The following is a 14,144-nucleotide window of genomic DNA, read 5'->3' as shown; positions in this document are numbered from 1 at the left end:
TCTAGCCCATCACCTCCGCCGCCGCGAGCACCGCCAGCGTCAAGATGTCGCTCGCGTTGGAGTTCATCGCCGCGATCTGGACCGGCTTTTCCATTCCCACCAGCATCGGCCCGATGGTGGCGTTGCCGGCCAGTTCGCGCAGCAGCTTGGCCGACAGGTTGGCCGATTGCAGCCCCGGCATCACCAGCACGTTCGCCGGGGCCGAGAGCCGCATGAACGGGTACTTGGCCATCGTCGCGGGGTTGAGCGCGGCGTCGGGGGCCATTTCGCCTTCATATTCGAACCCCGGCGGATCGGCGTCGAGCAGCGCCACCGCTTCGCGGATGTTCTCGAGCCAGCGCCCCGGCGGGTTGCCGAAGGTCGAATAGCTGAGGAATGCGACGCGCGGTTCGTGGCCCAGCTTCTTGGCCACTTCGGCGGTGCCCTTCGCGATCTCCGCCAGGTCCGCGGACGACGGCCGCTCGTTGATCGTCGTATCGGCGAGGAACACCGTGTAGTTCTTGCCGATCATCAGGTGGATGCCGAACGGCACTTTGCCTGGCACCGGATCGAGCACCTGGCGAATCTCGCGCATCGATTGCGCGAACGGCCGCGTGATCCCGGTGATCATGGCGTCGGCGTGGCCCAGCTTGACCAGCAGCGAGGCAAACACGTTGCGGTCTTGGTTGACCATCCGCTTGACGTCGCGCTTCATGAACCCACGGCGCTGGAGCCGTTCGTAGAGCACTTCGATCATCGCGGGCACGTGCGGGCTGATCGCCGAATTGTGGATCTCGAAACTGTTGGGCTGCTCGATCCCCAGTTCCTGGAGTTTGGCGCGGACCGCCGCGTCGCGCCCGACCAGCAGCGGCTCGCCATAGCCGCCTTCCTTGAACTGGATCGCCGCGCGCAGCACCACTTCGTCCTCGGCCTCGGCGAACACCACCCGCTTGGGGTTGAGCCGCGCCTTGGCATAGACCTGGGTCAGCACCGAGGTGGTCGGGTTGAGCCGCGACTTGAGACTGTGGCGGTAGGCGTCGAAGTCCGGAATCGGCTTTTGCGCGACGCCCGAATCCATCGCCCCCTTGGCGACCGCGGACGATACCACCTCCATCAGTCGCGGATCGAACGGTGCGGGAATGATGTAGTCGCGCCCGAACTGCATCGTCAGCCCGCCATAGGCCGCGGCGACCTCCTCGGGAACCTGCTCGCGCGCCAGCTCGGCAATGGCGCGGGCGGCGGCGATTTTCATCTCGTCGTTGATCGCGGTCGCCCGCACGTCGAGGGCGCCGCGGAAGATGAAGGGGAAACCCAAGACGTTGTTGACCTGGTTGGGATAGTCCGAGCGCCCGGTGGCGATGATGCAGTCGGGCCGCGCGGCCTTGGCGTCGGGCGGGGTGATCTCGGGATCGGGGTTGGCCATCGCGAAGATGATCGGCTGATCGGCCATCTTGGCGATCATTTCGGGCTTGAGCGCGCCCTTGGCCGAGAGGCCGAGGAAGATGTCGGCGCCGACCAGCGCTTCTTCCAGCGTCCGCCGGTCGGTATCGACCGCGTGCGCCGACTTGAACTGGTCGATCCCCTCGCGCCCGCGATAGATCACGCCCGAGCGATCGCACATGATGACGTTCTCGTGGCGCACACCCATCGCCTTGATGAGCGCGGTGCAGGCGATCGCCGCGGCGCCCGCGCCGTTGACCACCACCTTGACCTCGTCGAACTTGCGGCCGGTGAGGAAGCAGGCGTTGAGCAGCCCGGCGGCGGAGATGATCGCGGTGCCGTGCTGGTCGTCGTGCATCACCGGAATCTTGAGGCGTTCCTTGAGCGCCTGCTCGATCACGAAGCACTCGGGCGCCTTGATGTCCTCGAGGTTGATCCCGCCGAAGCTGGGCTCCATCAGCGTTACCGCCTCGATGATCGCGTCGGCGTCTTCGGTGGCGAGTTCGATGTCGATCGAATCGACGTCGGCGAAGCGCTTGAATAGCACCGCCTTGCCTTCCATCACCGGCTTGGAGGCGAGCGCGCCGAGGTTGCCCAGACCGAGGATCGCGGTGCCGTTGGAGATCACCGCGACGAGGTTGCCCTTGGCGGTATAGTCATAGGCGGTGGCGGGATCGGCGGCGATGGCGAGGACCGGAACCGCGACTCCGGGCGAATAGGCCAGGCTCAGGTCGCGCTGCGTCGCCATCGGCTTCGACGCGATGATCTCGATCTTCCCCGGGCGCCCGGTCGAATGGAAGAACAGCGCCTCGCGCTCGGTGAACTTGACGTTGCTCTCGTCGGCCATGCCCAAAAACCCCTGTCGCCCCGCGCGCCGCAAAGGTCTAGGACGGGACGCGCCGCGCGGCAACCGGGGTTGGGAGGGGAATCAGCCCTTGTTGCGCACCCGCACTCGCACGCTCGACTTGGCCATCGCCTGACCGCCCAGCACGTTGGTACGCGCCTTGACCGCATAGAGCGTGCTGCGGCCCGAGCGCCACACCGGGGCGAGGCGCTTGTCCTGGTGGCGGGGTTTGCCGGTGTCGATCAGCCAGACATAGTCGAACTTGTCGAGCGGGGCCTTGCGCATCGCCTGGTCGATCCCGCGCAGGCGCTTGCCGCCCGAGCAACCCGGCGACCACACGAAGGTGGACGGGTCGGCGGTGTAGTTCCGCCCCGGACGGAACTTCGGAGTGAGCATGTGCAGCCCCGGCACCGCCCAGTTGTCGTTGGTCCAAGCCCCGCGATAGACGCTGGCGAGGCTGGGCAGGTGATCGGTACGCGGGGTCCGCCAGCTTTCGCGCAGGCAGGTGTGCTCGACCAGCGCGAGCACCTTGGCGCCCGGCTGGACGCGATTGAGCGCGGCAAGCTGCGCGCGGTAGTCGGCGTCATAGGCGGCAAAGCCGTAAGCCGTGGTGCCCAGCCGCACCACCAGCAGCCCCACTCCGGCCAGCGCGACCGCGCGCGCCACGCCCGCATCGACTCGGCTCCAATCCTGGAACCCCAGCGCCAGCATGATCGCGACCGGCAGCAGCCGAACGTCGACCAGCGCGCTGCCGTCGATCGCGCCCGGTGCGATCGCGAACAGCACCGCCAGCGCCAGCGCGGGCAGGCCCTGGCGCCACGTCCAGCGCGCGCCGATCGCGGCTCCGACGATGAGTACCAGGCCGCACACCACCAGCGAACCAACGTCGAGGATCTGGTTCTGGTCGCGCAGGGCGAACGGAAAGGCGAGCAGTTTTTGCGCGCCGTACCACTTGAGGCCGCCCTTGCCCGCAGGCGCGGCGAGTTTCCACAGCGCCATCGTCGCGAAGGTAGCGAGCAGCGGCCAGCATTCGCGCAGCACTCGCTTCGCGCCGTCGCGCCAGCCGCCGCCGCGATCGTCGAGCGCCGCGCCCACGCTGTAGGTGGCGACCAGCAAGGGGAGCATCGCGCCGCCGACGGCGTGGCAGGTCAGCAGAATGGGCTGGGCGATCAGCAACAAGGCGATCCGGCGGCCCGGCCTGTCGCGCCAGGTCACCCACGCGGCGAAAGCCAGCAGCGCCAGCCCCGTGGCCAGCACGTAGTTGATGAAACCCATCAGCAGCGGATAGCTGAACACGAAGATCAGCGCCCAGCCGAGCCCGAATGCGCCCCGGGGATTGACCGCGCGGATCGCGGCGACGCAGCCGGCGGCGAACAGGACCGTGGCGATCACCGCGCTCCACCAGCCCGCCGCGACCAGTCCGAACGAATCGGCGAGCAGCTTCATCAGCACTTCGCCGCCCATGTTGAGCGAGTAGGCCCACTGCCAGTTCCAGTACTGGTGGAGTGGGCTGCCCGGCGCGGCGGCCTCGATCGCCGCGGCGCCGAGGTGGCCGGGCAGGTCGATCAGCGGTGGTACGGTGACCAGCAGATAGGGCAGGCACAGTACCGCGATGGCGGCCATGAGCCACGGCGCGCGTAGCCACTGCAGCACCGCCGCGTCGCGCCCTAGCGCCAATGCTTCACGACTGTGCATGAGTTCCCGTCACCGATTTGAGAATGCCGGATGCCTGGTCTAGGTGGCTCGTTCCCACTCGGACCCGCCAGGCTGCCCGTGAGCCCCATAGCCGCAACCCCCATGATGGCGCAATATCTCGCGCTCAAGGCGCAGGCGGCCGATTGTCTGCTGTTCTACCGAATGGGCGATTTCTTCGAGCTGTTCTTCGACGATGCCAGGGTCGCGGCGCAAGTGCTCGACATCGCGCTGACCAGCCGCGGCGAGCACGGCGGCGCGCCGATCCCGATGTGCGGGGTGCCGGTCCACGCCGCCGAGGGCTATCTAGCGCGGCTGATCAAGGCAGGCTGCCGGGTGGCGATCGCCGAACAGGTCGAGACTCCCGAGGCCGCAAAAAAGCGCGGCGGGGCCAAGACGCTGGTCGCGCGCGACATCGTCCGTTTCGTCACCGCCGGGACGCTGACGGAAGAAGCGCTGCTCGAACCGCGCCGCGCCAATGTGCTGGCGGCGGTGTGCGAGGTGCGCGGGCTTTGCGGGATCGCGGCGTGCGACATCTCGACCGGGCGGATGGAGCTGGAAGAGTGCGTACCCGATGCGTTGGGCGCGGCGCTGGCGCGGCTTGGCCCAAGCGAAGTGGTCGCGCCCGAGGGCTGGGCGGCGCCCGACGGGGCGATCGCGCGCAGCGCGGCGGACTTCACCAGCGAATCGGGCGAGCGGCGGCTCAAGGCCGCGCACGGGGTCGCGACGCTCGAGGGGTTCGGCAGCTTCGGGCGGGCGATGCTGGCGGCCGCCGGGGGCCTGCTGGGTTATCTCGACCATGTCGGGCGCGGCGCGCTTCCGCTGCTGCTGCCGCCCGAGGTGCGCGGCGGCGACGCGGCGCTGGCGATGGACGAGGCGACGCGCGTCAGTCTGGAGATTCTCTCGACGCAAGGCGGCGCGCGCAAGGGCAGCCTGATCGAAGCGATCGACCGCTGCGTGACCGGGGCCGGGGCGCGGCAACTGGCCGAGGACTTGTCCGCCCCGCTGACCGATTCTGCGGCGATCAACGCCCGGCTCGAATTGGTGAGCTGGCTCCACGACGATTCGCTGCTGCGCGGCGATCTGCGCGTGATGCTGCGCGCCGCGCCGGATATCGGGCGAGCTTTGGGAAGAGTAGCGGCGGGGCGGGGCAGTCCGCGCGACCTCGGCCAGTTGCGCGATGGATTGAGCGAGGCGCGCCGCGTGCGCGATCACCTGCAAAAACGCGAGGATCGGCCCGCGCTTCTCAACGCGCTGCTCCCCGCGCTGGGCGGGCACGGCGCGCTGGTCGATCTGCTGAGCCGCGCGCTGGTGCCCGCGCCGCCCACGACGCGCGATCAGGGCGGCTATATCGCCGAAGGCTACGACCACGCACTCGACGAATTGCGCCGCACCAGCGGCCATGCCCGTCGCGCGATCGCCGCGCTCGAAGCCAGGTACCGCGACGAGACCGCCACGCCCTCGCTCAAGATCCGACACAACGGCGTGCTCGGCTATTTCGTAGAGGTTCCGGCCAAGCATGCCGACCGGCTGATGGCGGCGGATTCGGGCTTCACCCATCGCCAGACGATGGCCGGCGCAGTGCGCTTCAACGCGCTCGCGCTGCACGAGGAGGCGAGCCGGATCGCCGAGGCCGCGGGCCACGCGCTGGCGGCTGAAGAGGCGCATTTCGAGGAACTGGTCGGCCAAGTGGCGCAATCCCGCCAGGCCATCGCCGCCACCGCCGCCGCACTCGCCCGGATCGACGTTGCCGCAGGCCAGGCCGAGCGCGCCGCCCAGGGGCGCTGGGCGCTGCCGCGGATCGTCGCCGAGCCGGTGCTGACGATCGAGGGCGGGCGTCATCCGGTGGTCGAGGCCGCGCTCGACAAGGCGGGCGAACGGTTCGTGGCGAACGACTGCACGCTGTCGCTTGGCGACCGATTGTGGGTGGTTGGCGGGCCGAACATGGGGGGCAAGTCGACCTTTCTCCGCCAAAATGCCCTGATCGTGCTCCTCGCCCAGGCGGGCGGGTTCGTGCCCGCGACCAGCGCCACCATCGGCCTGGTCGATCGCCTGTTCAGCCGGGTCGGAGCGAGCGACAACCTTGCGCGGGGCAGGTCGACGTTCATGGTCGAGATGGTCGAGACCGCGGCGATCCTTTCCCAGGCGACCGAGCGCTCGTTCGTGATCCTCGACGAGGTTGGGCGGGGCACTTCGACCTACGACGGGTTGGCGCTGGCCTGGGCGGTGGTCGAGGCGGTCCATGAGACCAACCGCTGCCGCTGCCTGTTCGCCACGCACTATCATGAACTGGCGCGCCTCGCCGAGACATGCGAGGCGCTGTCGCTCCACCACGTTCGCGCGCGCGAATGGAAAGGCGATCTGGTGCTGTTGCACGAAGTCGCCGAAGGCCCGGCGGATCGCAGCTACGGTCTTGCGGTGGCGCGGCTGGCCGGTGTTTCGCCGCCCGTGCTCAAGCGCGCCAAGGCGGTGCTCGACAAGCTGGAAAAGGGCCGCGCGGCAACCGGCGGGCTGGCCGCGGGGCTGGACGACCTGCCGCTGTTCGCCGCGGCGCTGGCGGCCGAGGAGGAGGTCTGCGACGAACTGCGCGAGCGGCTCAAGGCGCTCGATGTCGACGCGCTGAGTCCGCGGGAGGCGCTGGAGGAGCTATACCGGCTGAAGCACGAAGCGGGGGACTAGCCCTCGCCCCTTCAGGGCAAAGGGCTGGGAGAGGGGGCGCGTTCGGACGCCGCCCCTTTCAACTCCCTCAAAGCGACAAGAACAGCCCCGCCAACGCCGCGCTCAGCAGGTTGCTCAGGCTCCCGGCGACCAGCGCCTTGATCCCCAGCCGGGCGATGTGCGGGCGCTGATTCGGGGCGAGGCCGCCGGTCACCGCCATCTGGATCGCGATCGAGCTGAAGTTGGCGAAGCCGCACAGCGCGAACGTCACCACCGCGACCATATGCGGCGACAGGACGCCGTCCTTGCCGAGCTCGATGAACGCGACGAATTCGTTGAGCACCAGCTTGGTCCCGAACAGGCTGCCGGCGTGCAGCGCCTCGGTCCAGCTTGCGGCTCCCAGCAGCCACATGATCGGAGCGAAGGCGTAGCCGATGATGCCCTGGAAGCTGAGCTCGGGATAGCCGAACCACGCGCCGATCCCGCCGAGGATGCCGTTGGCCAATGCGACCAGCGCGACGAAAGCGAGCACCATCGCGCCCACCGCGACGGCCAGCTTCACGCCGGTCTGCGCGCCCTGGCTCGCGGCCATGATGATATTGGCGGGGCGCTCCTCGTCAGGCTCGACCGGCGAGGGCTCGATCGTCGCGGGATCGTGCGGGTTGGTCAGCGGATCACCCGCAACGGGCCCGCCCTCGGAAATCTCGTCGGCTATCGCCGCGCGAACCTCGGGGTCGGGCTCAATCCGCGGTGGCTCGTCGGGCATGATGAGCTTTGCCATCAGGATGCCGCCCGGCGCGCTCATGAACGCGGCGGCGACGAGATAGTCGATGCGGATGCCCATGCTGGCGTAGGCTGCCAGGATCGTCCCCGCGACACCCGCCATGCCCACGGTCATCACCAGGAACAGCTGCGATTGGTTGAGCGCGGCGAGATAAGGCCGGATCACCAGCGGGCTCTCGCTCTGCCCGACGAAGATGTTGGCAGCTGCGGTCAGGCTCTCGACCTTGCTGATCCCGGTGATCTGCTCGAGCGCGCCGCCGATCCAGCGGATGATGAGCTGCATGATCCCGAGATAGTAGAGGATACTGATCAGCGCGGCGAAGAAGATGATCACCGGCAGCGCGGCGATGGCAAAGCTCTGCCCGCCGATCTCGGGTTTGGCGAGCGGGCCAAACAGGAAGTCGATCCCAGCCTTGGCATAGCCGAGCAGGTTCTCGACCCCGTGCGCGGCTCCCTGCAGCGCGGCGTTGCCCCACGGGACATAGAGCACCATCGCGGCGAACCCCGCCTGCAGCGCGAACGCCGCGGCGACCACCCGCGGGCGGATCGCGCGGCGATTGCTCGACAGCGCGAAGGCGAGAGCCAAGATCAAGGCGATCCCGAGGAGGGAATAGACGACACGCATCGGGATTGAGGCTCCGGACCCTGTTGGCAGGCAGGGTGTTAGGGGGGATTTGGCGGACGGTCAAAATCCCGCTATCGGGCCGCGATGGATAGTCCTTCCCCCGCACTGGCGCCTTTGCAAACGCCCGCCCAAAGCGCGCTCTCGATCCCGCGTTCGCTGTTCCTGTTCGCGATCCTGTATGGCGGGATGGTGCCGCTGGGCGGGTTCCTGGGGGCCAAGCAGGTCGCGCTGGGGCCGCTGGCGGTGGAAGCGGGAATCTTTCCGTTCCTGACCCTTGTGGCGATATCGAGCGCGATCGCCGAACTGCATGGCAAGGCCACCGCCGACCGGTTGGTGCGGTTCGGGTTCGTGCCGCTGACGATCGCCATCCTACTTGCACTACTGGTGCTGCAACTCCCGACCGATCCGGGCATGTATCCCCCCGCAAAGGAAGCGTTTCCGATCATCGTCGGGCAGAGCTGGCGGATGATGGCGGCAGGGATCGCCGCCTATGGCGTCTCGGTCACGCTCAACATCTGGATTTTCGACAGGCTGCGGCCGAAGGATGGCACCGCCAGCCGCTGGGCCGGTTTCCGCGGGTTCATCGCCGCCGCGCTCAGCCAGATCGTCGATACCCTGATCTTCATCACCGCCTCGTTCTGGGGCGTGCGCCCGATCCTCGATCTGATGCTCGGGCAGATGTTGGCCAAGGTGGTGCTTTCGGCGGTGCTGGTGCCGCTGATCATCTGGGCGGTGGTCGCCATTTCCCGCCAGCTCGACGGAAAGCGTTCTTGATGAGCCAGGTTCCCGATCCCGCGATGCTCGCCAAAGCCGAGACGCTGACCGAGGCGCTGCCCTATCTCCAGCGTTATGCCGGTCGTACCTTCGTGGTCAAATACGGCGGCCACGCGATGGGCGATCCCGAAGCCGCGCACGATTTCGCGCAGGACGTGGTGCTGCTGAAAGCGGTCGGGATCAATCCGGTGGTGGTCCACGGCGGTGGGCCGCAGATCGGCGCTATGCTCAAGAAGCTGGGGGTCGAAAGCAGCTTTATCGACGGGCTGCGCGTTACCGATCGCGAGACCGCCAAGGTCGCCGAAATGGTCCTTTCGGGCTCGATCAACAAGGAGCTGGTCGGCTGGATCGCACGGGCGGGCGGCAAGGCGCTGGGGATTTCGGGCAAGGACGCGGGCCTGGTCACCGCGCGCAAGGTCGAGCGGACGAGCAAGGACCCGGACAGCAACATCGAACAGGCGATCGACCTCGGGTTCGTCGGCGAGCCGGCGAGGGTCGACACCACGATCCTCGAGACCACGTGCGCGGCAGGGATGATCCCGGTGGTCGCCCCGATCGGCGCGGGCGAGGACGGCGAGACCTACAACATCAACGCCGATACGATGGCCGGGGCGATCGCCGCGGCGCTGGGCGCGGCGCGACTGTTCCTGCTGACCGACGTGCCCGGCGTGCTCGACAAGGCGGGCGCGCTCCTCACCGACCTGACCCCGGCGCGGATCGCCGAGCTCCAGGCCGACGGCACGATCCGCGGCGGGATGATCCCCAAGCTGGAAACCTGCGTCCACGCGGTAGAGGCCGGGTGCGAGGCGGCGGTGGTGCTCGACGGGCGGGTGCCGCACGCGCTGCTGCTCGAGATCTTCACCAGCCGCGGCGCGGGGACCTTGATCCGGGTTTGAGGCCAAGACCTGTCAAACCGGGTTGGGTGAGGAACGGAACGGGGTTCCTCGCGTCGAACCTGCCATGAAGCAGTCTCCTCCGGCCATCGCGGCGCTCGCCCTCGCCCTCTCCGCCTGCAACCAGCCCGCGCCCGCCCCCGCGCCGAGCGAGGCCGCGCAGGCGCCGGCCGCCACCGCCGAGCCGTCGCCGGCCGAGACCACCCCGCCAACCTCGACGCCAAGCCCCGACGAACTCTCGGCCCCCGCTCTCGTCCCCGAGGCCGAAAAGGGCGAGACGGGCGCGCGCAACGTCCTGCTCGAATGGGCCCGCGCGATCGAGCGGCGCGATTTTGCGCGCGCCGACGCGCAATGGGGGGCGGGGGCGTCCGCGGCAAAGTCGGCCAAACAGTTCGCGGACTACAAGACAATCACCGTCGGCGTCGGCGACGGCGATGTCGAGGGCGCGGCGGGGTCATTATATTACGAGGTTCCGTTGACCCTCACCGGCGCACGCAAGGATGGCGCTTCCTTCGAGCGCCACGGTACGATCGTCGTGCGCCGGGTAAACGACGTCGACGGCGCAACCCCGGCGCAACTGCGCTGGCACATCCAGAGTGTCACGTTCGAGCCCTGAATCCGGCCATCGCCTCATTGCTAGCACGCCCGCGTCCCGCTAGGCAGCGCGCACCCTACAACGGCAAGGCGCACGCGGTGTTTCTCTATACCTTGATCGAGATCGTCAGCCTGTTGATCAACGTGATCGTGGTCGCGGTGATCATCCAGTTCGTGCTCAGCCTGCTGCTGGCGTTCAACGTGGTCAACCGGCACAACGGCTTCGTCGATGCGGTGTGGACCGCGATCAATGCGATCCTCGAGCCGATCCTGCGCCCGATCCGGCGGATCATGCCCGCAACCGGGGCAATCGACTTTTCGCCGATGGTTCTGATCATTCTCCTCCAGATCGTGATGATCGTGCTGCGCAACGTAGCGATCGCGGCGACTTGAGGTGACGGCGGAGACGATCGACGGAAAGGCGTTTGCGGCCACCTTGCGTGGCAAGGTCGGCGACCAGGCGCGCGCCTTCGAGGCCGCGGCCGGACGCCAGGCCGGGCTGGCGGTGGTGCTGGTCGGCGAGGACCCGGCGAGCCAGATCTACGTCCGCTCCAAGGGCAAGGCCACGCTCGAAGCAGGGATGGCCAGCTTCGAACACAAGCTGGCGGCCGATACCCCCGAGGCCGAACTGCTCGCGCTGGTCGATGCGCTCAACGCCGATCCGGCGGTCGACGGCATTCTCGTCCAGTTGCCGCTGCCGCCGCACATGAACGAGGCCAAGGTGATCGCCACGATCGATCCCGACAAGGATGTCGACGGCTTCACCGTGGTCAACGCTGGCCGGCTCGCGACCGGGCTGCACGGGTTCGTGCCGTGCACCCCGCTGGGCTGTCTGATGCTGCTGAAAGATCGTCTCGGCGACCTGGCGGGGCTGGACGCGGTGGTGATCGGGCGTTCCAACATCGTCGGCAAGCCGATGGCGCAATTGCTGCTCAAGGAAAGCTGCACCGTGACCGTCGCCCACAGCCGGACCAGGGACCTGGCCGACGTCGTCCGCCGCGCCGACATCGTCGTCGCCGCGGTCGGGCGCCCCGCCATGGTCACCGGCGACTGGCTCAAGCCCGGCGCGACTGTCATCGACGTCGGGATCAATCGCGTTCCGGGCGCCGAACCTGGCAAGACCAAGCTGGTCGGCGACGTCGACTTCCCCTCGGCGAGCACCGTCGCCGGCGCGATCACCCCGGTGCCCGGCGGGGTCGGCCCGATGACCATCGCCTGCCTGCTGCGCAACACCCTGGTCGCGGCGCAACGCCGCGCGGGGGTGCGAGGGACGGAAATCTAACCAACGCCCGCTCATGTCGAGCGAAGTCGAGACATCATCGCGCGTGATGTCTCGACTTCGCTCGACATGAGCGGGTAGGGTTGGCCATGCATAAACTGCTTTTCGCTTCGCTCGTCCTCAGCCTCACCGCTTGCGCCACGGCGGCCGACGCGCGAAAGCCGCATGGCCTGCGTCCGTTCGCCGATCCCGGCCAGGTCATCACCACCGAGCGCGCGTTCGCCCGGATGGCGCGCGAGAAGGGCACGTGGACGGCGTTCCGCCACTACGCCACCGGTGACGCGCAGTTTCCGCCGCCGCCCGCGTGGAGCAACGTCCAGCAGTCGCTGAAGGGCACGCCCGATCCGGCCCAGCCGATCCTGTGGGGGCCGGATGCCGCGTGGTCGAGCTGCGACGGCTCGTTCGCGGTCACCACCGGCGAGGCGTCCTTTCCTAGCGGACGCAAGAGCCGCTTCCTCACCGTCTGGCAGCGCCAGGAGAGCGGCGAATACCGCTGGGTGCTCGACCAGGGCTTCGACAGCGCGGGCGGCGCGATCGATCCCGAGACGATTTCCGGCAAGGTCGCCGAATGCCTCAAAGGCCCTCGGCCCAGCCGCGACGTTCGTCGCGGCGAGGCGTGGGGCAGCGCGGCGGCTAACGACGGCACGCTGGCGTGGGAAACGGCGATCGCGGCGGATTGCTCGCGCACCGCGGTGGTCCGGATGGCTTCGGACGACGGGATGAAAGAGGTGTTTCGCCGCACTGCGCCGCCGCCGCCGGTTCCAGCCGGACAGCCTGCGCCGCATTGCGCGTAACCGGCGCCCGCCAACTTCGATGCTAGACTTGTTCCTCTCCGCCTTCGTCACCCTGTTCGTGGTGATCGACCCGCCCGGCTGCGCGCCGATCTATGCCGGGCTGACGAGCGGCGCGACGCGTCCGCAGGCGAGGAGCATGGCGTTGCGCGCCAGCCTGATCGCCGGAATCATTCTGCTGATCTTCGCGCTGTTCGGCGAGCACCTGCTCGGCGCGCTGCACATCGAACTCGATGCGTTCCGGATCGCGGGCGGGATCATGCTGTTCGTCATCGCGCTCGACATGGTGTTCGAGAAGCGCACCCAGCGGCGCGAGGAGCGGGCGGAAAAAATCAAGGCGACACCGGAGGTCGAGGATGTCGCGGTGTTTCCGATGGCGATGCCGATGATCGCCGGACCTGGCTCGATCGCGACGATGATGCTGCTGATGAGCCGTAGTCAGGGAACCGCACAGACCCTGGTGGTGCTTGCCGCGCTAGCCGCGGTGCTGGTGCTGACCGCGCTCTCGCTGATCGCCGCGGGGCCGCTGATGAAGCTGCTTGGAACCAGCGTCGAGGCGGTGATCACCCGCCTGCTCGGGGTGCTGCTGGCAGCGTTGGCGGCGCAGTATGTGATCGATGGGCTGAAGGCCGTGCTCGGCTGACCCCGGCCCTTGCTCTTCGAGGGGAGAGGATACGAAGCCCGGTGACCGAAGGAACAACGCCCGGGCTAGGGCCTGAAAGCCCGGGCGTTGCTCGGTTCGCGCACCCCAGGGGATGGTATCAGTGCGCGGCGTCCTTGGCCTTCTCGCCAGCTTCCTTGGCTTTGTCGCCGGCCTTTTCGGCGGCGTCGCCTGCCATCGCGGCCTTGTCGCCCGCGGCTGCGGCGGAGGCTGAATCCATCGGCGCGGCGGCGGTGTCCATCGCGGCGTCGCTGGCGGTGGCGGCGGCCGAACTCGCTTCGCCCGCGGCCATCGCGGCCTCGGTGCTGGCGTCGGTCGCCTCGGCGGACTTGTCTTCCTTCTTGCACGCCCCCAGCGAGAGCGCGGTCGCGGCGGCGGCGACGATCAACAACCGTTTCATGAAGTTCTCCTGCTGCCCATCGGCCAGCCGGAATAAGCGCGCATCGCCCGCGCCGAACAGTTACAAATTGGTCATGTTGGCCCCAGCCTTGGCGCCCGCCGCTATTGCAGCGTCACCGCCCCGTCGTCGCCGCCGTCGTGACGGCCGAAGAACTGCATCAGTTGAACCAGCAGTTCGCAACGCTCGCCGATCCCGTTCACCTCGAGCAGCGCCTGCTTGGCCGCGGCGTCGAACGGGGCGATCTGGCTGACCCCGTTGATCAGCGAAACGTCGTCGAGCCGTGCGACCGATTCCCAATCGACGCGATAGCCCTGTGCCGCCGCGAAGCGGCGCGCCTCGCGTTCGAAGCTCGCGCGTTCGACCGCGCTCAGCACTTCGTCGGCGGGGTCGGCGAGCAGTTCTGCCTCGACCTGGCGAAACGGGGTCGCAGCGTCGATCTCGCGCAGCAGCCGGAACCGGGCCTCGCCCTCGAGCACCAGATTGTAGCGCCCGTCTTCGAGCGCCTCGAACTGGGCGATCTTGCCGACGCAGCCGACACGGAACAGCGGCGCGCCTTCCTCGCGCCCTTGCGGCTGGATCATCGCGATCCGCCGGTCGCGGGCGAGCGCATCGCTGACCAGCGCGCGATAACGCGGCTCGAAGATGTGCAGCGGCAGTTGCAGCCCGGGATAGAGCACCGCGCCGGGCAGCGGAAAGATCGACAGCCGGGTGGTGGTGGCCGCAGCAGTCAT

General features: G+C 68.4%; 13 protein-coding genes. 8 read left to right on the top strand and 5 right to left on the bottom strand.

Going from position 1 to position 14,144, the window contains the following annotated elements:
* Position 1: 1 nt before the first annotated feature.
* Together GKE62_RS09220 and GKE62_RS09215 are read right to left on the bottom strand one after the other, a co-directional pair.
* Complete coding sequence (locus tag GKE62_RS09220) at positions 2-2,266, bottom strand: NADP-dependent malic enzyme (RefSeq protein WP_154691986.1); 2,265 nt, start codon at positions 2,264-2,266, stop codon at positions 2-4.
* Between the two features lie 81 nt (positions 2,267-2,347).
* On the bottom strand, positions 2,348-3,958 hold the full coding sequence (locus GKE62_RS09215; protein WP_154691985.1) for a hypothetical protein: 1,611 nt from the start codon (positions 3,956-3,958) through the stop codon (positions 2,348-2,350).
* A 102-nt stretch (positions 3,959-4,060) separates the two neighbouring features.
* Between GKE62_RS09215 and mutS the strand changes: the two genes are divergently transcribed.
* Positions 4,061-6,634: a DNA mismatch repair protein MutS gene (gene mutS / locus GKE62_RS09210; RefSeq protein WP_154691984.1), complete on the top strand. Its 2,574-nt coding sequence runs from the start codon at positions 4,061-4,063 to the stop codon at positions 6,632-6,634.
* 67 nt (positions 6,635-6,701) lie between these two features.
* Here mutS and GKE62_RS09205 read toward each other — a convergent pair whose 3' ends face one another.
* Positions 6,702-8,021: a NupC/NupG family nucleoside CNT transporter gene (locus GKE62_RS09205; protein WP_154691983.1), complete on the bottom strand. Its 1,320-nt coding sequence runs from the start codon at positions 8,019-8,021 to the stop codon at positions 6,702-6,704.
* 84 nt (positions 8,022-8,105) lie between these two features.
* Between GKE62_RS09205 and GKE62_RS09200 the strand changes: the two genes are divergently transcribed.
* The 7 genes from GKE62_RS09200 to GKE62_RS09170 all read left to right on the top strand — a co-directional run bounded on the left by GKE62_RS09200 (position 8,106) and on the right by GKE62_RS09170 (position 12,995).
* On the top strand, positions 8,106-8,795 hold the full coding sequence (locus GKE62_RS09200; RefSeq protein WP_154691982.1) for a queuosine precursor transporter: 690 nt from the start codon (positions 8,106-8,108) through the stop codon (positions 8,793-8,795).
* Entirely contained in the window at positions 8,795-9,691 is an 897-nt protein-coding gene (gene argB / locus GKE62_RS09195) for an acetylglutamate kinase (protein WP_154691981.1), read from the top strand. The genes GKE62_RS09200 and argB overlap by 1 nt, the downstream gene beginning before the upstream one ends.
* 64 nt (positions 9,692-9,755) lie before the next feature.
* Positions 9,756-10,304: a hypothetical protein gene (locus GKE62_RS09190; protein WP_154691980.1), complete on the top strand. Its 549-nt coding sequence runs from the start codon at positions 9,756-9,758 to the stop codon at positions 10,302-10,304.
* Between the two features lie 77 nt (positions 10,305-10,381).
* The gene (locus GKE62_RS09185) at positions 10,382-10,675 is read left to right on the top strand and encodes a YggT family protein (protein WP_154691979.1); all 294 of its coding nucleotides are present in this window, start codon (positions 10,382-10,384) and stop codon (positions 10,673-10,675) included.
* A 1-nt stretch (position 10,676) separates the two neighbouring features.
* Entirely contained in the window at positions 10,677-11,564 is an 888-nt protein-coding gene (gene folD, locus GKE62_RS09180; protein ID WP_154691978.1) for a bifunctional methylenetetrahydrofolate dehydrogenase/methenyltetrahydrofolate cyclohydrolase FolD, read from the top strand.
* 86 nt (positions 11,565-11,650) lie between these two features.
* Entirely contained in the window at positions 11,651-12,355 is a 705-nt protein-coding gene (locus GKE62_RS09175; RefSeq protein ID WP_154691977.1) for a hypothetical protein, read from the top strand.
* A 19-nt stretch (positions 12,356-12,374) separates the two neighbouring features.
* Entirely contained in the window at positions 12,375-12,995 is a 621-nt protein-coding gene (locus tag GKE62_RS09170) for a MarC family protein (protein ID WP_154691976.1), read from the top strand.
* A gap of 118 nt (positions 12,996-13,113) precedes the next feature.
* Here the strand turns inward: GKE62_RS09170 and GKE62_RS09165 are convergent, their stop codons facing one another.
* Together GKE62_RS09165 and GKE62_RS09160 are read right to left on the bottom strand one after the other, a co-directional pair.
* Positions 13,114-13,413, bottom strand: a complete 300-nt coding sequence (locus GKE62_RS09165; protein WP_154691975.1) for a hypothetical protein — start codon at positions 13,411-13,413, stop codon at positions 13,114-13,116.
* A 101-nt stretch (positions 13,414-13,514) separates the two neighbouring features.
* Positions 13,515-14,144: an LON peptidase substrate-binding domain-containing protein gene (locus GKE62_RS09160; RefSeq protein ID WP_154691974.1), complete on the bottom strand. Its 630-nt coding sequence runs from the start codon at positions 14,142-14,144 to the stop codon at positions 13,515-13,517.

Origin of the sequence: Novosphingobium sp. Gsoil 351 (genome assembly GCF_009707465.1) — a bacterium.
Classification (GTDB): domain Bacteria; phylum Pseudomonadota; class Alphaproteobacteria; order Sphingomonadales; family Sphingomonadaceae; genus Novosphingobium.
Note: the sequence above shows the minus strand (reverse complement) of the source record. Positions and strands in the feature narration are given on the sequence as shown.

Bases quoted from the DNA above. Each gene is read 5' to 3' on its own strand.
- GKE62_RS09220 (WP_154691986.1), bottom strand. From the start codon at position 2,266: ATGGCCGACGAGAGCAACGTCAAGTTCACCGAGCGCGAGGCGCTGTTC.
- GKE62_RS09215 (WP_154691985.1), bottom strand. From the start codon at position 3,958: ATGCACAGTCGTGAAGCATTGGCGCTAGGGCGCGACGCGGCGGTGCTG.
- mutS (WP_154691984.1), top strand. From the start codon at position 4,061: ATGATGGCGCAATATCTCGCGCTCAAGGCGCAGGCGGCCGATTGTCTG.
- GKE62_RS09205 (WP_154691983.1), bottom strand. From the start codon at position 8,021: ATGCGTGTCGTCTATTCCCTCCTCGGGATCGCCTTGATCTTGGCTCTC.
- GKE62_RS09200 (WP_154691982.1), top strand. From the start codon at position 8,106: ATGGATAGTCCTTCCCCCGCACTGGCGCCTTTGCAAACGCCCGCCCAA.
- argB (WP_154691981.1), top strand. From the start codon at position 8,795: ATGAGCCAGGTTCCCGATCCCGCGATGCTCGCCAAAGCCGAGACGCTG.
- GKE62_RS09190 (WP_154691980.1), top strand. From the start codon at position 9,756: ATGAAGCAGTCTCCTCCGGCCATCGCGGCGCTCGCCCTCGCCCTCTCC.
- GKE62_RS09175 (WP_154691977.1), top strand. From the start codon at position 11,651: ATGCATAAACTGCTTTTCGCTTCGCTCGTCCTCAGCCTCACCGCTTGC.
- GKE62_RS09170 (WP_154691976.1), top strand. From the start codon at position 12,375: ATGCTAGACTTGTTCCTCTCCGCCTTCGTCACCCTGTTCGTGGTGATC.
- GKE62_RS09165 (WP_154691975.1), bottom strand. From the start codon at position 13,413: ATGAAACGGTTGTTGATCGTCGCCGCCGCCGCGACCGCGCTCTCGCTG.
- GKE62_RS09160 (WP_154691974.1), bottom strand. From the start codon at position 14,144: ATGACTGCTGCGGCCACCACCACCCGGCTGTCGATCTTTCCGCTGCCC.